Source organism: Campylobacter concisus (genome assembly GCF_002165785.1).
Lineage (GTDB): Bacteria > Campylobacterota > Campylobacteria > Campylobacterales > Campylobacteraceae > Campylobacter_A > Campylobacter_A concisus_W.
Window position 1 is genome coordinate 86,843 of the sequence record NZ_NDYO01000012.1, and the last position, 16,778, is coordinate 103,620.

Sequence of the window (16,778 nt, forward strand, 5' to 3'; positions counted from 1 at the left end):
AATTAAGTAGCATTTAAACTTCAATATATGAAATTTTTCCATCAAGAGCGTAGAAGATGACGGCGATTATACTATGCTTTGGATAAAATTTACTTAATGCCTCTTTGTATTCTCCAACTTGTTTTTTATTTTCCTCGATATTTTTATCGGTCGTTTTATAGTCAATCACGCAAATTTCGCTCTCTCCAATACAAAATAAGTCCATCTGTTTTAGTTCATTTTTTACTTTAAATGGCTGCTCTTTGTAAATTTCTTTATATGTTATGCACTCTATAAATTTTGGCTCATTTATTAGCATTTTTGCCCGTTTAAAGGCATCTTCAAGCCTATCAGGTGAGAGAAATTTGTAAAATTTATTTAGCATTAAACTCTTGGCTTTTAAAAGCGAATTTTCATCAAATTTCTCACTCATCTCAAGCAAATAGTGAAACGCTAAGCCAAAATAGATTGCCTCTAAATTTTTACCGCTCGTTTTTTGCTCTCTTGCCTCTATCTCTTGCCTTTCTATCTTTAAAATTTCAGGCATTTTTTCATCTTTTTTTGCCTCTTTTTGCTCGCTCTTGCTAGGTAAAATTTTGCCAAAACTAAACTCTTTTAGATCAAGATAGTCGTTTACTTCGCTTTTATCACTTCTAGTATAAAAAGAAAAAAAGCTAGGACTATTTCCACTTGGAGCAGCTTGTTTAATGATAATAAGCGACTTTGTGGCTCTAGTGAAAGCAACGTAAATTTTATTGATATTTTCTTGCTTCTCAAGCTCTCTCATTTGCTCTAACACACCAGCATACTCAGGGTCAAAATTTTCTCTACCAGAAATTCTACTTTTTACTATCCACTCGCCTTTTTCGCTATATTCGGTTATAAAGTTTGAGTCATCGCCTCTGCCCTTACTCATCATATCACAAACTATCACGTGAGCAAACTCCAGCCCTTTTGACTTATGAACAGTCATTATTTTTACGCCATCAGCATTTTTAGGGCTGATTTTAGAACTAAAATTTTCAAGATTAAAGATAAAATCACTTAAATTTTTGTAGCCATTGCTTAGCTCAAAAAGCCTTAAAATATCAACATCAGCCATATTTATGTATAAATTTTTAGCTAGATAAAATAGGCTTTTTGTCGCACTATTTTCGGCTTTTATTTTTAGCCTTTTAGGGTTTGTATTTACGAGTGCTTTTACATTTTTTTCATAAATTTCTTCACCAAAAAGACAAAATTTCGCATACTCGATGATCGCTGCAACAAACGGCGTTCGCTTTAGCTCCAAGGTGCCTTCATTTACGCTTTTTATCCACTCACTGCTAAGCACCTCTGAGATGAGGCTGATGTCACTATTTTTCCAGCAAAGCACAGTTATCTCACTTGCATTTACGCCAGCAGCAAGTAGCTCTTTTACTTGCGAAACTGCTGCACCCGCGATATCTTCATCGCTTAGCACACGCAAGTAGCCGTAGTCGTCTTCCTCGGCTTCAAAATAAGGACACTCGTCACTTACTTTGTAGCTTAGCTCCTTATCTTTTTTAGCTGGCTCTTGTGGCTCAAAACTAAGCCCATATCTATGATAAATTTCTTCAAAAACAGCGTTATTAAATTTCACCAAAGCCTCTAAACTGCGGTAGTTGCTAGGCAAATTTTCCACCAAAATTTGCTCAAATTTCTCTCCCAGCTTATCAAAAAGCTCTTTTTTACCGCCCCTAAATTTATAGATACTCTGCTTCGTATCTCCAACATAAAAGAAGCTTCCAAGCCCGTTTTGCCCGTATCCTGAAACGATTTCACTGATAATTGGCAAGATGATCTCATATTGGATCACATTTGTATCTTGAAACTCATCTATCAAAAGGTGATTTATGCGGCCATCAAGCCTGAAATAAAGCACATCTTTATCAAAATTTTCAACCAAAAGCTTAAAGACCAGCTTATTTATATCAGCAAAACTTAAAGCGTTTATCTCTTTATTTAGCTCTAAATTTGAGTATTTATAAACGTTTAAGAGCTTGCTAAAGCCGCTAAGTCTGTATCTTTCAACCTCCAAAATATACTCTTTTGCCACCTCTTTTAGCTTTACAAAAAGCTCATCAAGCTCACTTGTATAAATTTTGCTAAAAGTGCGGTAATTTAGGCTCTCTCTTTCAAAGACCTTATTTTTAAAAAGCTCAAATAAATTTTGCTCACTAAATGTCTTTTTGGCCGTATCGCTAGCACCATTTTGCAAGGCTATATGCTCATTTATCTCCTTTTGCGCTACTCTTACCTTGCCATCATCTGGATAGCTTGCGCCACTATCTTTTAGCTCACCGCCAAAGCTCTCATAAAATTTAGCCAAAGTCTGCGAAAAACTTGCCTCTTTTTGGCTTGAGATTATCATCATGAGTGCAAGCTCACTAAGAAGCTTTTGATCTTTACTTGCCTCTTTTACAAATTTTTTCCACGCCAGGTCTTGCAGACTATCTTGCACGCTGTAATCAGGACTAAGCCCTAAATTTTGACTAAATTTCTTTAGAATTCCAGAGAAAAATGCATCAAATGTATAAATTTTTAACTCACTTTGCAAAAACCTATCAAGCTTCTCATCGCGTCTTTTTATGACCTCATCTTGGCTCAAACTAAGCTCTTTGCAAAGCTTATCAAGCTCGTCTTTTTTGTTTTGCAAGTCCAAAAAAGTTGTGATTATGCGCTCTTTCATCTCATTGGCCGCTTTTTTGGTAAAGGTTAGAGCGATGATCTCGTTTATATTTTCGCCTCTAAGCACCAAAGCGATATAACGAACGCTTAAAGCGAATGTTTTCCCGCTTCCAGCACTTGCTTTTAGGGCTAAAAAATCTTTCATAACTCTCTCCTACAAAGTATGGCATACTCGCAAAATTTACAAGCTCCACTCTTTCTTTCAAAATTTATCTTAGTATTATTTATGCTCTTTAGATTTTCTATCTCGGCCTTTAGATCATCCACGCTTTTTTTCGAGCTAATAAGCACTGGTTCATTCTTTAGAGCAAAATAAGCACTTTTTACCTCGCTACCATAAAGTGCTTCATAAAATGCAAGCTGAAGTGAGTTCGCATTTGCATCACCAGTTTTATAATCAAGTATAAAAGGCTCACCATCAGGGCTAGCATCGATTCTATCGATAATGCCTTTTATCTTTACATCACAAAAATCACTCTCTATGTCTTTTTCACACTCAAGCACTCTAAAGCCAGCGCTTAAACGTTCATTTTCAAACTCTGCGTATTCTTTAAATTTCTGCGACCAAATCTCAAGCTCAAGCGAAGAAAAATCTTGCTTTGCAAGCATTTCTTTAAAAATAGCCAAATCAAATATATTTTTTTGTCTATAAAAATCACTCGTGTAGTATTCATAAAGCGCCTTATGCACGCTATTTCCTTGCTTAGATCCTGGCTCAGTTGCTATGGCTTTTGCTCCTTTTATACCAGCTATCTTTGCGTAATAATACTTTCTTGGGCAGGTTAAAAATAAATTTAGCGTCGAAAATGATAGCGGTTTAGTGAAAAAATCATGCTCCAAAATGATCTCATCATCGCTTAAATTTAGGCTTGTACTTCCTTTTAAAAATAATTTTAAATACGCCTCGTCACTAAATTTCTCATCTTTTATTGTTTTGAAATTTTTTAAAAATCTTGAAGGAATACTCTCTTCGTTTAAAACACAGCTTATGGCGACCTTTTTGGCATTATTTATAAGACTTTCATAGTAAAATCTCTGCAAATTTTCACGCTCAAGGTAGCTTATAAGTCCTGCTTTTTGCCTCACTTTCGAGTTTAAAAACATCTCATTTGTGCTTCTTGCTGGGATGAAGTTATCATTAAAATCAACTATGATCACGCCATCAAATTTCATTCCACGGCTCTCTAGCATGCCCATGACACTGATCTTTCCACCACCCACATCATCGATACTAAGACGCGAGATATTTAGCAAAAAAATTTCACTTAACTGCTTTAAGCTAAAGCTAAAATACCTACATAAATTCTCAATCCTAAAAAGCTCAAGCGCAAGCTTCTCTTCGCATCTTGGCTCATTTTCAAGCATTAAAAGCTCATCTATTAGCTCTTTAAATTTAGCAAAGTCGCAAAGGTCAAAATAGCTTGATTTAAATTTATTAAAAAGCTCTTCATTTACACCAAGCGTGCTCAAGATAAAGCCAAGCTCCTCGTAGCTCTCACACTTATTTTGATCAAAAATCGGCCTTGCCTCTTCATTGATCGCTCTTGTAATGTAAAAAAGCGCCTCATAAAATTTTGTATTTTTAAAGCTCTCGCCCATAGCATAGTTAAAAATTTTATTGCTATCATGTAACCTTAAAATTTCACTAAAACTCTCATCTGGTAATATAACAGCGATGTTTTCAGGCTTTATTCCATCACGCACAAACTCGCTCGCCTTTGCCATAGCGTAGGTACATTGCAGACTTCTAGTGGCAAATCGCTTTTCTAAGACTGGCTCAAATTTTTTGATATTTTCTAAGCAAATTAGCTCATTTGTCTTTAAATTTAGCTCATATTTTTTGTAACTTTCAATCTCGCTAATAGCTGAAATTTGCTTTATTTTATTGACTAGTTTTGTATTGAAAATACTGGTTTGAAAGATAATTTTTAGCGTAGTTAGCTTTGAGATTTTCTCTAAAATTTCCCACTCAAACTCGCTTAAAATTCCATCTATATGCAGTGAAATTTCACTAAAGCTTCTGATATAGCCTTCATTAATGGAGTAAATTTTTGGCAAGGTTATATCATCATAGAGATTTTCTTGACTAAGCAAGCTCTCATACTCTTTTAAAACCTCTTCAAGTATGTTTAAATGCTCCTCAAAATTAGCGTAAATATCGTTAAATTTGATCTCTGTGATACTCTTTTTACTAATAGCTAGCTCTTTAAAAAATGAAAAAAGATAGTCATTATTTTTCAAAAACTCAAAAAACTCAGTTGGAATTTTAAGAACCGAGTTTGCCTTTTTGACACTGGCACAGGCTCTATTCATAAGTACTAAAGCATAGGTGCTATCAATCTCAAACCTACCATCTACATAAACTATCTTTTTATAAAACTCGGCAATGCTTAGGATTTTTGGGATTAACTCATCATTAAAACTTGCATTAAATTCACGAATCTTACGCGAGTTCGTAAAGACAAAAAGTTGGTTTAGGTTATGCATTTTTCTCTCTTAAATTTTTAAGCAATGATAGCTAAATGCTGATAAAAGAGCGCTTTTTACGCTTAGCTAAAGCTTTAAATTTTTATCTAAATACATTAAAATTTTAAGCCTTAAAGAGCCAAAAGCTACAATCACAAAAAAAGGAGCAAAAATGCATAAAGAGTTAAACAGACAAGGTTTTTACTACGGCTTTCCGGTTTTGCTAGCCACCACAAAAGATAAAAGTGCAAACGATGATATCACGGTGCTTTCATCCTCTTGGACGTTAGGAAATACAGTGGTGCTTGGCATAGGCATTGAAAATCAAGGCTTTAAAAATATCAAAAATGGTTCAGATATCACGCTAAATTTATGTGATGAAAGTCTGCTAGAAGCTGTGCAAAAAATGGAAAAACTAACTGGCGATAGTGAAGTGCCAGAAGAAAAAAAGAATCTTGGCTACACCTACGAGCATGACAAATTTAAGGTGGCAAATCTCAGCAAAGAGCCTGGCATAAATACAAAAACCGTCAGAATAAAAGAGTGCAAGATACAGATAGAAACAGTTGTAGAAAAGATAGAGTTAAAAGAGTGGTTTAGCATCGTTACTTGCAAGATTACAGGCATTTTTGTAGATAAAAATTTGCTAAAAGATGAAAAGATAGATACGCAAAAATGGCATCCACTAATCTATAAATTTAAAGAATATGTCGGCACTTGCGAGCGTTTGGGATTAAATTTTGGATTTAAAGAGATTTGATTTATAGTTTTATTTGATAAAAACTTAGTATTTTGGTTTTAAATTTAGCCAAAAAGATTAGTTTGTTAAAATTTAAATCTGGCTTTGAGATCTTTCTCAGATACCAAAGCTACAATCTTAAGATCATTTTGTGACATTAAGGTCAAATTTATAATACCTTGTATCGTTAGTATCACTTAGTCTTAAAAGTAGCTGCCACCTGCCTTCTTTTAGACTTGTTTCTTCGCTTACTAGATCATTTTCTTGCCATGAAGCTCTTAAAATTTTATTTTCTTTATTTGTCTGTGGGCGAGTAAGTAAAATTTCGTATTTTAAAGTCGAGATTTCTCCTTTTTGGGGGGTTAGATGAAATTTAAACTTAGCATTTAGGGCATTAAAATTTGGCTCAAATTTTAGATCAAATTTCTCATCAAAGCGTTTTTCACTCTCTTTGATAAAGGTTATGTTTTCATCGACATTTTGGTAGCTTTGCATATAGGAGCTATCCATCTCGACTGGATGTTTCAGCGCTATGATAATCGTTACTGCGCAAGCGATAATGATAGCAATGAAGCTAAGCACAATAGCATAAGGCCAAAAGGTTTTTTTATCCATTTTTTACCTTTTTATAAAAGATAACAATTATAAAAAATGCAACCAAGCCATAGATGAAAAATCTTAAAAAATTTAACGTAGTTTTGTTTGAATTTCCAACACTACTTTCAAGCTGAAAATTTAAGCTAGATGCGATTTGTTCGGCAATATCAGCGTAGCCATTTAATATAGCAGCATTATAGACGTCTTTGCCATTTTTAGAAACCAAAATAGGAATTATCGTCCCTGATTCTGGATTTACACTTAAAATTTGTTTTTTATTAAAAAGCTTTGAAGTATTAGAATCGGCAAAAATTTCTACTTTCTTTTTATCCTTTATAAGCAGTAAAAAAGCATAAGGTGAGCTAAGGTTTTGCTCTTTAAAAAGAGCTTCTAGCTCACCATCTTTATATATGCCAACTGCTAAATTTATACCGCTTTTTGCGTAAAGCTCACTGCCGATCTCATTTAGCTTTATACTTACTTTTTGGCTTAGAATTTCATCATTGTTTATCACAAAATTTGCTCCCAAAGCCAAACTTTGTGGGAGCAAAAATATAAAAATGAGTATAAATTTTCTCACACCTAGCCTACAAAAAGGTGGTTTGATGTAAGCACTGACCACGCACAAATAGCTCCTGCAACAACTATTAGCAAGATTATGGCTTTTTCTATTATGCCTAGCATCACTACTCCTTTATAATGACGTGTTTAGCGTTATCAACGCTCTTCATCTCAATGCTACTTGCATTTTTTAATGAGTAAGGCTTGGTTGCTACATCTTTTTGCAAGCCAATACCAATATAAGTAAGTACGCCAAGGATAGATAGCAAAAGCAAAACCGCCACCAAATAACCGCTAATGCCATTTAAAGCAAAGATGTTTCTATTTTTATTTTCCATTATTCGCCCTTTGATAGCGATATGACATATTCGCCAACTGCTTTTTGTTGTATCTCATTTAATCTGCCATCATTAAATTTAGGCATAACACCGATGTTGCCGTTTTTACCACGATTTAGTACATCTACTATGAACTCACTTGAGCCATATTTACTAAGGTCAGCCGACATACCATCCATGCCTTTGCCATCATCTCCGTGACAAGCTGCACAAGCTGCGTAAAGCTCTTTTCCCATAGCTACTAAATTTTCATTTTTTGTACTTTTTATAGCGCTTATCTCTTTTGCAACATAAGCTGCGATAGCCTTTGCTCCATCAGCATCGGCTAGCCCAGCTGGCATCTCACCCATAGGATAATCAAGCCCTTTTGAGCCATTTAGTATCGTATCGACTATTCCTTGTTCGCTACCCCAAATTTGTAAATTTGCAGCTTTGCCACCAATGCCATCGCCTGTGATGCCATGACATGCTGAGCATTGCACCAAAAATACGCTCTCTCCCATAGCATGAAGCGTTTCTTTGCTTGGGTTTGCATAATCTTTTTCAAATTTAGCGTTTGCTTCTTTTACCTCTTTATTATATTCACCGATTTGTGAGTAAGAATTTAGTGGATAACCAAGTAAATAATACCAGATTGCCCAAACAAGCGTTAGTAAAAAAACTACCGCCCAACCGAATGGAACTGGATTTTTATACTCGCCTATTCCGTCCCAGTTGTGCTCGCTAAGCTCTACGCTTTCATCCTTTTTAACTTTCATTTGACCAACATACTTGCCAGCTACAACGACAGTTAGTACGATAATTAAGATGGCACCTATTAACGCAAGTAAATTTATATTATCTTCTAAATTTAGCCATTGCATACGCTCTCCTTTGTAGCCTTTTGCTCTAAAATTTTACTTCCGATCTCATCATCTAGGGCTAATCTTGAATACTTCTCATAATTTCTTCTACCTTGCTTTTCGCTTTTGTAAAGATGAAAAAAATAAGCGTACAAAGTGATAGCTAAAAATGCTGTCAAAATAAAATAGCCATAAGCTTGAAGTTCTCTAATATCCATTATTAACTCCTATTTTAGGCTATTTAGATAGGCGATAAGTGCCACGATCTGGCGAATTTCCCCTTTTGCAAAAGCACTTTTTACTTGCTCATCTTTCATACTTTCAACGATACTTGCAGCCTGCTCTTTCACGTTGGCATTTGCTTGCTCAAAAGTACCAAGAGCTGGCATATCTTTCTCATCATAAGGCGTGTTAAAGACCTTTTTAACAGTTAGTGCTTCAGCGTAAGCGGTCTCTATATCAGCATTTTTCTTAAATAAAAATGGATATGCTGGCATGATCGAACCTGGCACAACAGAGGCTGGGTTTAACATATGATTTTCATGCCAATCTGTCGTTCTATAATTACCCACACGCATAAGATCTGGACCCGTTCTTTTTGAACCCCAAAGATGAGGACGATCATAAGCAAATTCGCCGCTTAACGAGTACATGCCGTATCTATCAGTCTCTGCTTTAAACGGACGTATCATCTGTGAGTGGCAGGTGTTGCAACCATTTTGTATATATATATTTTTTCCAGCAAGCTCTAAAACTGTATAAGGTTTTGTACCCTCGAGTGGTCTAGCTCTATTTGCGAAATCAGGTAAAATTTCTACCACGCCAGCATAAGCTATGACGATAAAGACGCAAACTGCAAAAAAGAATGGATTTTTTTCTAACCAAGCAAACATCACATCACCTCCGCATTGGCTTTAGCACTGCCCATAGGCGTTGCACTTTTTGGCTCTGCCAAAATAGCTTTAGCAGAAGTTGATTTGTAGATATTATAAGCAAACATCAAAAAGCCAATCAAATACAAAAGTCCACCAATAGCTCTAATGTAATAATAAGGTATAAGTACTACAACAGTATCAATAAATGAGTAGAGTAAATTTCCATAGCTATCAGTCGCTCTCCACATCATACCTTGCGTAATACCAGCAATCCACATCGAAGCAAAGTATAAAACGATACCTGTTGTTTGTATCCAAAATTGAGCTTCCATTAAAGATTTTGAATAAATTTCGCGCTTAAAGACACGTGGCGTCATATGATAAAGTGCCGCCATAGTCATAAAACCAACCCAGCCAAGTGCGCCATCATGTACGTGTCCTGGTACCCAGTCAGTATAGTGAGCTAGTGCATTTACAGATTTGATAGCTAGGATAGGACCTTCAAGAGTTGAAAACATATAAAAAGTTGAAGCTAGAATCATAAATTTAATAAGTGGGCTCTCGCGAAGTTGTGTCCATTCGCCTTTCATTGTAAGAAGCATATTAATAGCTGAACCCCAAGAAGGTAAAATCAAAACAATAGAAAAAACCGAACCCATAGTCTGCATCCAATCGGGCACAGCAGTATATATTAGATGGTGACCGCCAGCCCAAAGATAGATAAACATAAGACCCCAGAATGAAAATAGCGAAAGCTTATAAGAAAATATCGGCTGTCCGCTCTCTTTTGGTAAGAAGTAATAAATTTGGGCGATGATCGCTACTGTAAATACAAACGCAACTGCGTTGTGACCGTACCACCACTGAACCAAGGCATCATTTGAGCCAGCATACATCGAAACTGAGTGTAGCCATGAGCCATATCCACTAACTAGTCTTGTTGGAATTTCCATGTTATTAAATAGATAAAGCATAGCAACGCCAAGGAATGTAGCAATGTAATACCAAACTGAGATGTAAAGTGTCTTCTCGCGGCGTATACCAATAAGCCCAAATATACTTACACCCCAAAGCACCCAGACTATTACTACTGCAATATCTAGTGGCCACTCAAGCTCGGCATACTCCTTAGACGTACTCTCGCCCATAAAAAGTGTCACAACAGCTAGAATCATAACAAGTATATAAAGCCAAAAATGAAGCTTACCAATGAACATCAAAAACGGAGATTCACTCATTGATACTTTTAGGACACGCTGTCCTATGTAATACCAAGTGGCAAATATACCAGAGAGCATAAAACCAAAAATGATACCATTAGTATGAAGAGGACGCAATCTACCAAATGCCGAATACTCACCAGCTATATAGTTTAGATCAGGACAGGCAAGCTGAAAAGCCACCAAAACACCAATAGCCATGCCAACAATACCAAAAAATATCGTGGAGAACATAAAGAGTTTTGCCACACTATAATCATAATGTAGCAACTGGGATGGTCGCATAAATTTTCCTCCTAGTTAAATTTATATTAATTTTTAGTTATTTTAGAGTAGAAAAACTATAAAAAGACTTAATTAATATAAATTATCTTTTACTAGGAGAGTCTTCTATCTATTTTGTAACCAAGTCCAGGAACATTTTTTATAAAATTACTACCGACTTTATCTCTAACACGTTTAACAAAGGTCCTAATAGCAGCTTCTGTCACGTTCTCACCAACCCAAACAACATTTTTTATTTCATCGTGAAGTACAAGCGTACCAAGTCTTTTTATGAGTAAAGATATAAAAGCAAGTTCTTTTTTTGTAAGAGAAATTTCAACACCATCTCTGATAAGCACACGTTTTATTTTATTAAAACTATATCCATTTGTAACCTGAATAATATTTGCTGTTTCTATCTTATTTTTAGCGACATTTTCTAACGTAACTAAAAAATCATCAAGATCAATCGGCTTTAAAACGTATTTATCAATACCAACATCTATCGCTTTTAGAAGTGTTTCTTTTTCACTATTTGTGCTAAAAACTATAATAGGTGTATCTTTTGAAATTTCTTTAATGCATTTAGCCATGTCAAGGCCATTCATTATAGGCATAAAAACGTCTGTTATAACCATATTTGGATTATATTTTTTAAATTTCTTAAGTCCTTCATCGCCATTTTGAGCAGTGATAACTTTTTCGAATTTATCTCGCATAACTTCTTGTACTATTTTTTTACCATCTCCCTCATTTTCAACGATAAGAACAGTTAGATTATTAAGAATCTTGCTCATTTATTCTTCCTTTTTGGTTATATTTATCAAACTTCATAAATTTTGACGCAATTAACAATTATCTCTCTTACTTTAACTATCTTAGGCATTTGCTCTATATCCTAAAAATGATAGATAAATTCCATTTATTATCATTATGCTAGCCGAAATCTTAAACATTATGTCTTTAAATTTCTCATTTAAAATTCCAAATACAAAGCTAGCTAAAAGCATAGCTGGCAATGTACAAAGACCAAATACAAGCATTATAAAAGACGAATCAATAAAATTTGCACTTAAAATCCCAAGTGCTAGAAAGTAATAAACCACACCACAAGGCAAAAAGCCATTTAAAAAACCAAGTAATAAAAAATTTGTTAAATTTTTCTTTTGAATCCTTGTTTTTGCAATTCTTACTACAAAATTAAGCGCCTTTTGATTCTCTACAAATTTTAAAAGCTCACCCCTAAAAAGCAAGGCAATACCGATAAACGCGATCACTAAGCCAACTATGAAAAATATAAGACCTCTTACTTGCATGCTAAAGCTAATAACAGCTCCAAAGGCGCCAAACAAAGCTCCTAAAACTACATAAGCAAAAATTCTAGCTAGACTATAAAGTGTGCTTAGCATTAAAATTTCTATTTTATTCTTACCTTTAAAAAATAGAGTCTGTAAACTCAAAAATCCGCTGCACATACCTACACAATGACTAAAGCTACTTAAAAATGCAACTGAGATAATCATGTAAAGGTTTATGTTTTGCATCTTATAAAATTTCTAAAAACTGCTTAAATATATATTTACTCTCACTTGGACCACCACTTGCTTCTGGGTGGTGCTGGACCGAAAAGATCGGATAGTCTTTGTATCTCACGCCTTCGATTGTGTTGTCAAATAAATTTCTATGAGTCACAACAGCTACTTCTGCGATACTCTCAGGTACGTTGTAGTTGTGATTTTGTGTTGTTATCTCGATCGCGTTAGTTTCTAAATTTAAAACCGGATGATTTGCTCCATGCTGACCAAATTTAAGCTTATATGTCTCGTATCCAAAGGCGTTTGATAGTAGCTGATGTCCAAGACAAATGCCAAATATAGGTATCCTAGCCTCAATCATCTTTTTGATCTCGCCTATTTGGGCCTTTAAATTTTTTGGCTCACCAGGACCATTTGATAAGAATACCCCATTTATCTCGCCATTTTTAAATTTTTCTATCAAAATTTCAGCCTTAGTGTCGTGTGGCACGACAATGACTTCAAGACCAGTTTCACATAGCTCATTTAAGATATTTCTCTTTACACCAAAGTCAAAAACAGCTATCTTTTTACCAATACTTTTTAACGGCTTATATGACTTTAAATTTCTATCCCATGCACCTCTTTTGTGCTCATATTCATCCATCGCACTAACTGTTTTTACGTAGTTTATATTTTCGATGCGCCCACTACTTTCAAGCCTGCGTTTTAGCTCATCTTTATCACTTATTTGCGTTGAAATATAGGCCATAAGCGCACCCTCGTCACGTAGCATCTTTGTAAGGTATCTAGTATCAATGTCATAAACGCCAAATTTACCTTGCTCTTCGAAAAATTTTCCCAAAGATTTTTGCGAGCGGTAGTTTGATGGAATTTCATTGTAGCTTCTCATTATAACGCCACTTGCATGAATTCTAAGGCTCTCCATATCATCTTCATTTATACCTACTATGCCTATTTCTGGCATCGTAAAGACGATAAACTGACCAGCATAGCTTGGATCGCTCATGATCTCTTCATAGCCAGTCATCGAGGTATTAAAAACGAGCTCACCTGCACACTCACCATGAGCACCAAAAGCTTTTGCTTCTAAAAAAACACCATTTTCAATGTAGATATAAGCTTTCATTAAAGCATGCCTCTTTTTTTAAGCTCATCTTGATACAAACGCTCAAAGACAAGATCATATTCATCAGTTCCTGGTATTAGCTTATGTTTATAATTTTGTATCATTTCATAGACATCATCTTCTATCTTCTCATAGCTTTTTAAGTACTCGTCTATTGAGTTATAAATCACATTTTTTACACGATTTTCAGATACATTATAATCAACAAGACCACTCTTCCAAATAGTTTCAAGCACTTTGTGAGCGATATTACTAAATCTATCTTCGTGGGTTAAGATTACATCAAATTCGCCTGCAAGCTTCTTTTTAACGAGCCAAAACATATTTTTGCGGTCGATTTGCATAGTTTGCATCTCGTCTTCATTTTTCTCCAAAAGCTCATTTACTCGCTCATCTAAAGCTCTTTCTTTTTGAATATCTACTGTTAAAATTTCACTTGTTTTTGCTACGATTGGCTCAATGCCTTTATTTAGTCTTACGAAACCACAATTTAGAAGATCTATTGCTATTTTATGTGAAATATACGGAACGTGTGGGAGTTTTAAACGCATTTTAAACCTTTAAATTTTTATGCCATTTTAACTAAATAAAGGTAAAACTTTACTTTGAAATTTTAACGACTTTATTATTATCGCTTCTTAAAAAATAAATTTCTCTTCGTCCTTCATAAAGTATCTTTCCATCAGTCTTTTGCTCATTTTCTAAATTTGATGAGATATCTAAAGATAGCGATTTGCTCATAAAATAATTCTCTCCTAAAGTGCGTCCAAAGTCAGGATACCAACTAAAAGCACAAACTATCAGCAAAACTAAATAAAAGGCTCTAAAAATTTTTCTAAAAGGCGCATAAAAAAAGCAATACCCAAATATAAAAAATACGGGCAAAAGCCATAAGAAAGGCACGTTATCAACAAAAATAACATTAAAATACTCGCTTATGCCATAGTAAGAAAAGTAGTTGTTGTAAATTCCAACAAATAACGTAAAAATAGAAGCAAGGACAAATATAATACCCGTAAAAAAAGCATTTAAAATTTTCATAATCTCTCCTTTGGGTGAGATTATATTAAACATAAGCTTTAATATTACTAGATTGATGAAAGCTAGACTAAAATTCAAAGCAAAACGCCATATATGGACATCTGTTGCTTCTAATAATACTTTAAAAACAGTTTAGCTATAAGCTAAACTGCCTTAAATTTATTATTTTTTAGATAAATACTCTTGCAAGCTTTTTACTTCAAGCGCTTTGCCAGTTTGAACTGCACTTAGCGACTTAGCAGCAGCAAGTGCTGCACGGATCGTTGTAAAGTAAGGTATCTTGAATCTAACCAAATTTTAAGCTCTCAAGCATTTTTATATCACTAAATTTATCTCTAAAATTTATGAAATTTGCTTCTAGCTCAGCCTTTCGCTTAAGTGCAATATCTATAAATTCTGGTTCTTTTTCAATACCAACAAAATCTCTACCTAGTAAATTTGCAGCTATGCCAGTTGTTGCAGAGCCTGCAAATGGATCACAAATGACACTATTTTCATTACTTGCCATCAAAATAAGCCTTATCAAAAGCGAAAGTGGTTTTTGTGTAGGGTGCTTGCCGCATGCTTTCTCCCAAGGAGCAATCGCAGCAAAACTCCACACATCTTTCATCTGCTTATCACCATTTATCCACTTCATAAGCTCGTAGTTAAAGATGTGCTTATATTTCTCATCTTTTCTAGCCCAAATAACCTGCTCAGTACTATGTGTTAGATACCTGCAGCTAAAATTTGGTGGAGGATTGGTCTTTTGCCACGTAATTATGTTTAAAATTTTATAATCAAGCTTTTGAAGTGCCCTACCTATAGAAAAGATGTTGTGATATGTCCCACTTATCATCACGCTGCCGTTATTACTAAGTGCATTTTTAGCGAGTTTGAGCCATTTTAGGTTAAACTCATCGATCTCATCAATATCTGTGCCCTCATCCCACTTGCCTTTATTTACACTAACTATCTGTCCATTTTGGATGCTAAGTCCGCCATTTGAAAGAAAATAAGGTGGATCCGCAAAGATAAGATCAAACTCGCCTTTAAATTTAGCCAATTCACTGAAGCAGTCACCATTTATGAGTCTGAAATCATTACGCATTTTAAGCTCATTTATAAAAAGGTGCAAATTTGCAAGGTTATAAATCCTTACACTCTTATAGGCCTCTTGCAACTTATTTCTAGCATCGTGCCAACCCCAGCCATCAGTGATCCAGATAAATTTATACTCTGACAAAGGGGAGATCCTTTTGGCTATTTCGATGTAAGCTCTTGCTACTTCGTTTAATTTTGAGCCACCACTACTATAAAAATTTGCTTCGATTAGATAAGTGATATTTTGTCTCTGAATCACAAAGTCAAATCTTTTCACATCACTACCTAAATTTAAGCGGGAATTTGAGCTTGACACTTCAGCTTGAAAGCTGATATTTTCACCCTTTTTAGAGAATATCAAAGCTGCTTTGAGGTGCTAAATTTACTAATTGCCGTTCGAGAAAGTAGTAGAAAAGTTGTGAGTTCAAGTGGTAATTTACTTGAGCTAAAGAGTTATTTTGATGAGCCAGAGAAAATTTACAGCTTTCTTTTAGATACTGGGCTTGATGAAGTTTTCAAGGATAGAAAAATTAAAAATTTATGTGATTATGTGTTTGGCGTGGAGGTTGGACTTGACACAAACGCCAGAAAAAACCGTAGCGGAACAAATTTTGCGAATTTGATCTCAGAAAGGTTTCGCTCTGAAAATATCAGTTTTCAAATCTTTTGAGTCAAGTAAGAAATTTAAAGTATTAAGTTTGATAGCAACCTCTGCAAGATTTTTAGAACACTTTTTAAAATCACAAAAGTAGCCAAGCGTAGCGTTTGTTTCTTTTAAACTTGCCATAAATTCATTAAAAGGAGTTATATTATTCATTTTTTACCTTGATTGTTTGGCTTACTTATGGGCAAGATATTAAATTTCACCTCTGTAAAATCATCGGCTCCAAGTACGATCTCACTCTTTTCATAAGCCTTTTTGGCGATCTTACATGCCTCATGCTGATCTTTTGCTTTAAACTTTATCTTTTTACTTAAAATTTCAGTTATCTCAACTTCAAATTCTTTCATTAAATTCCCATTTTAATAAATGCTTGCTCACTCTCTCTTTCAAGCTGTTTTGATATATCTTCATAACTAGCAAATTTCACCTTTTGGGCTATCTGCTCGTAGATGCTAGCTCTTAAAACGCTTTCATACTCTCTTTACCTCTTTTTGTCTGCGACTATAAACATCCTAGCATTAAAGTCTTGGAGTTCGTAAAATTTATTTAGTGAGTTTTTAAAGTCCGTGCTATGCTCGACTTCGTAAAATGAGTTTGGTAAATTTCTTTCATTAAACCATATTGCATCTATTGTTTTTGCTCTTTTAACGATATCTTCATAACTAAATTTATATATCTCACTCAAGCTAGCAAGCTCACAAAGTTTCTTATCTAATTTATAAATTTTATTCTTATC

At 34.7% G+C, this 16,778-nt stretch carries 20 protein-coding genes and 1 pseudogene; 2 read left to right on the plus strand and 19 right to left on the minus strand.

The annotated features are described in order from the left end of the window. Window positions 1–13: 13 nt before the first annotated feature. Window positions 14–2,833: a RecB-like helicase gene (locus B9N62_RS09045; RefSeq protein ID WP_087585214.1), complete on the minus strand. Its 2,820-nt coding sequence runs from the start codon at window positions 2,831–2,833 to the stop codon at window positions 14–16. Beyond that, window positions 2,830–5,175, minus strand: a complete 2,346-nt coding sequence (locus B9N62_RS09050) for a PD-(D/E)XK nuclease family protein (protein ID WP_087585215.1) — start codon at window positions 5,173–5,175, stop codon at window positions 2,830–2,832. Before B9N62_RS09050 ends, B9N62_RS09045 begins: the two co-directional genes overlap by 4 nt. A gap of 151 nt (window positions 5,176–5,326) precedes the next feature. Between B9N62_RS09050 and B9N62_RS09055 the strand changes: the two genes are divergently transcribed. Beyond that, window positions 5,327–5,914 (plus strand): flavin reductase, encoded by a 588-nt coding sequence (locus B9N62_RS09055; RefSeq protein WP_087585216.1) that lies wholly within the window; start codon window positions 5,327–5,329, stop codon window positions 5,912–5,914. Between the two features lie 123 nt (window positions 5,915–6,037). Here B9N62_RS09055 and B9N62_RS09060 read toward each other — a convergent pair whose 3' ends face one another. The 14 genes and pseudogenes from B9N62_RS09060 to B9N62_RS09120 form a co-directional block, all read right to left on the minus strand. Beyond that, window positions 6,038–6,508, minus strand: a complete 471-nt coding sequence (locus B9N62_RS09060; protein ID WP_087585217.1) for a FixH family protein — start codon at window positions 6,506–6,508, stop codon at window positions 6,038–6,040. Beyond that, entirely contained in the window at window positions 6,501–7,070 is a 570-nt protein-coding gene (locus B9N62_RS09065; RefSeq protein WP_087585218.1) for a hypothetical protein, read from the minus strand. The genes B9N62_RS09060 and B9N62_RS09065 overlap by 8 nt, the downstream gene beginning before the upstream one ends. Before the next feature lie 106 nt (window positions 7,071–7,176). Continuing rightward, window positions 7,177–7,389 carry a DUF4006 family protein gene (locus B9N62_RS09070; protein ID WP_087585219.1) on the minus strand — a complete coding sequence of 71 codons (213 nt, stop codon included), beginning with the start codon at window positions 7,387–7,389 and terminating at the stop codon, window positions 7,177–7,179. Beyond that, complete coding sequence (locus tag B9N62_RS09075) at window positions 7,389–8,252, minus strand: cbb3-type cytochrome c oxidase N-terminal domain-containing protein (protein ID WP_087585220.1); 864 nt, start codon at window positions 8,250–8,252, stop codon at window positions 7,389–7,391. Before B9N62_RS09075 ends, B9N62_RS09070 begins: the two co-directional genes overlap by 1 nt. Beyond that, entirely contained in the window at window positions 8,240–8,449 is a 210-nt protein-coding gene (locus tag B9N62_RS09080) for a cytochrome c oxidase, cbb3-type, CcoQ subunit (RefSeq protein ID WP_021090915.1), read from the minus strand. Before B9N62_RS09080 ends, B9N62_RS09075 begins: the two co-directional genes overlap by 13 nt. 9 nt (window positions 8,450–8,458) lie before the next feature. Further along, a complete protein-coding gene (gene ccoO / locus B9N62_RS09085) occupies window positions 8,459–9,124 on the minus strand; it encodes a cytochrome-c oxidase, cbb3-type subunit II (protein ID WP_084041629.1) in 666 nt (221 codons plus the stop codon). After that, complete coding sequence (gene ccoN, locus B9N62_RS09090; protein WP_087585221.1) at window positions 9,124–10,611, minus strand: cytochrome-c oxidase, cbb3-type subunit I; 1,488 nt, start codon at window positions 10,609–10,611, stop codon at window positions 9,124–9,126. Before ccoN ends, ccoO begins: the two co-directional genes overlap by 1 nt. 92 nt (window positions 10,612–10,703) lie before the next feature. Beyond that, complete coding sequence (locus B9N62_RS09095) at window positions 10,704–11,387, minus strand: response regulator transcription factor (protein ID WP_087585222.1); 684 nt, start codon at window positions 11,385–11,387, stop codon at window positions 10,704–10,706. An 81-nt stretch (window positions 11,388–11,468) separates the two neighbouring features. Continuing rightward, on the minus strand, window positions 11,469–12,134 hold the full coding sequence (locus tag B9N62_RS09100; protein WP_257640234.1) for a sulfite exporter TauE/SafE family protein: 666 nt from the start codon (window positions 12,132–12,134) through the stop codon (window positions 11,469–11,471). A gap of 1 nt (window position 12,135) precedes the next feature. Beyond that, the gene (gene carA, locus B9N62_RS09105; RefSeq protein WP_087585223.1) at window positions 12,136–13,254 is read right to left on the minus strand and encodes a glutamine-hydrolyzing carbamoyl-phosphate synthase small subunit; all 1,119 of its coding nucleotides are present in this window, start codon (window positions 13,252–13,254) and stop codon (window positions 12,136–12,138) included. Next, window positions 13,254–13,805, minus strand: a complete 552-nt coding sequence (locus B9N62_RS09110; RefSeq protein WP_087578297.1) for a DUF507 family protein — start codon at window positions 13,803–13,805, stop codon at window positions 13,254–13,256. The genes carA and B9N62_RS09110 overlap by 1 nt, the downstream gene beginning before the upstream one ends. Window positions 13,806–13,854: 49 nt before the next feature. Beyond that, window positions 13,855–14,295 (minus strand): isoleucyl-tRNA synthetase, encoded by a 441-nt coding sequence (locus B9N62_RS09115; RefSeq protein WP_087585224.1) that lies wholly within the window; start codon window positions 14,293–14,295, stop codon window positions 13,855–13,857. A gap of 162 nt (window positions 14,296–14,457) precedes the next feature. Further along, window positions 14,458–14,592 (minus strand): annotated as a pseudogene (locus B9N62_RS10860) (hypothetical protein); the annotation flags it as partial. After that, window positions 14,582–15,739 carry a DpnII family type II restriction endonuclease gene (locus B9N62_RS09120; protein WP_374188117.1) on the minus strand — a complete coding sequence of 386 codons (1,158 nt, stop codon included), beginning with the start codon at window positions 15,737–15,739 and terminating at the stop codon, window positions 14,582–14,584. The gene B9N62_RS09120 and the pseudogene B9N62_RS10860, both read right to left, overlap by 11 nt. A 12-nt stretch (window positions 15,740–15,751) precedes the next feature. Here B9N62_RS09120 and B9N62_RS09130 point away from each other — a divergent pair, with 12 nt between their 5' ends. Beyond that, on the plus strand, window positions 15,752–16,048 hold the full coding sequence (locus B9N62_RS09130; RefSeq protein ID WP_257640236.1) for a type II restriction endonuclease: 297 nt from the start codon (window positions 15,752–15,754) through the stop codon (window positions 16,046–16,048). On the opposite strand, the gene B9N62_RS09135 is transcribed toward B9N62_RS09130, so the two are convergent. The 3 genes from B9N62_RS09135 to B9N62_RS10870 all read right to left on the minus strand — a co-directional run bounded on the left by B9N62_RS09135 (window position 16,004) and on the right by B9N62_RS10870 (window position 16,727). After that, window positions 16,004–16,195 carry a DpnII family type II restriction endonuclease gene (locus tag B9N62_RS09135; protein WP_087585226.1) on the minus strand — a complete coding sequence of 64 codons (192 nt, stop codon included), beginning with the start codon at window positions 16,193–16,195 and terminating at the stop codon, window positions 16,004–16,006. The genes B9N62_RS09130 and B9N62_RS09135 overlap by 45 nt on opposite strands. After that, window positions 16,192–16,389, minus strand: coding sequence for a DpnD/PcfM family protein (locus B9N62_RS09140; RefSeq protein WP_087579518.1), 198 nt, complete (start codon window positions 16,387–16,389; stop codon window positions 16,192–16,194). The genes B9N62_RS09135 and B9N62_RS09140 overlap by 4 nt, the downstream gene beginning before the upstream one ends. Window positions 16,390–16,523: 134 nt before the next feature. After that, window positions 16,524–16,727, minus strand: coding sequence for a hypothetical protein (locus tag B9N62_RS10870; RefSeq protein ID WP_257640237.1), 204 nt, complete (start codon window positions 16,725–16,727; stop codon window positions 16,524–16,526). Window positions 16,728–16,778 lie beyond the last annotated feature (51 nt).

Excerpts from the sequence above, each read along its gene's own strand:
- ccoO (WP_084041629.1), bottom strand. The coding sequence starts at position 9,124 with ATGTTTGCTTGGTTAGAAAAAAATCCATTCTTTTTTGCAGTTTGCGTC.
- B9N62_RS09140 (WP_087579518.1), bottom strand. The coding sequence starts at position 16,389 with ATGAAAGAATTTGAAGTTGAGATAACTGAAATTTTAAGTAAAAAGATA.
- B9N62_RS09060 (WP_087585217.1), bottom strand. The coding sequence starts at position 6,508 with ATGGATAAAAAAACCTTTTGGCCTTATGCTATTGTGCTTAGCTTCATT.
- B9N62_RS09050 (WP_087585215.1), bottom strand. The coding sequence starts at position 5,175 with ATGCATAACCTAAACCAACTTTTTGTCTTTACGAACTCGCGTAAGATT.
- B9N62_RS09135 (WP_087585226.1), bottom strand. The coding sequence starts at position 16,195 with ATGAATAATATAACTCCTTTTAATGAATTTATGGCAAGTTTAAAAGAA.
- B9N62_RS09100 (WP_257640234.1), bottom strand. The coding sequence starts at position 12,134 with ATGCAAAACATAAACCTTTACATGATTATCTCAGTTGCATTTTTAAGT.
- ccoN (WP_087585221.1), bottom strand. The coding sequence starts at position 10,611 with ATGCGACCATCCCAGTTGCTACATTATGATTATAGTGTGGCAAAACTC.
- B9N62_RS09115 (WP_087585224.1), bottom strand. The coding sequence starts at position 14,295 with ATGAAAATTTTAAATGCTTTTTTTACGGGTATTATATTTGTCCTTGCT.
- B9N62_RS09080 (WP_021090915.1), bottom strand. The coding sequence starts at position 8,449 with ATGGATATTAGAGAACTTCAAGCTTATGGCTATTTTATTTTGACAGCA.
- B9N62_RS09070 (WP_087585219.1), bottom strand. The coding sequence starts at position 7,389 with ATGGAAAATAAAAATAGAAACATCTTTGCTTTAAATGGCATTAGCGGT.
- B9N62_RS09055 (WP_087585216.1), top strand. The coding sequence starts at position 5,327 with ATGCATAAAGAGTTAAACAGACAAGGTTTTTACTACGGCTTTCCGGTT.
- carA (WP_087585223.1), bottom strand. The coding sequence starts at position 13,254 with ATGAAAGCTTATATCTACATTGAAAATGGTGTTTTTTTAGAAGCAAAA.
- B9N62_RS09095 (WP_087585222.1), bottom strand. The coding sequence starts at position 11,387 with ATGAGCAAGATTCTTAATAATCTAACTGTTCTTATCGTTGAAAATGAG.
- B9N62_RS09110 (WP_087578297.1), bottom strand. The coding sequence starts at position 13,805 with ATGCGTTTAAAACTCCCACACGTTCCGTATATTTCACATAAAATAGCA.
- B9N62_RS09075 (WP_087585220.1), bottom strand. The coding sequence starts at position 8,252 with ATGCAATGGCTAAATTTAGAAGATAATATAAATTTACTTGCGTTAATA.
- B9N62_RS09045 (WP_087585214.1), bottom strand. The coding sequence starts at position 2,833 with ATGAAAGATTTTTTAGCCCTAAAAGCAAGTGCTGGAAGCGGGAAAACA.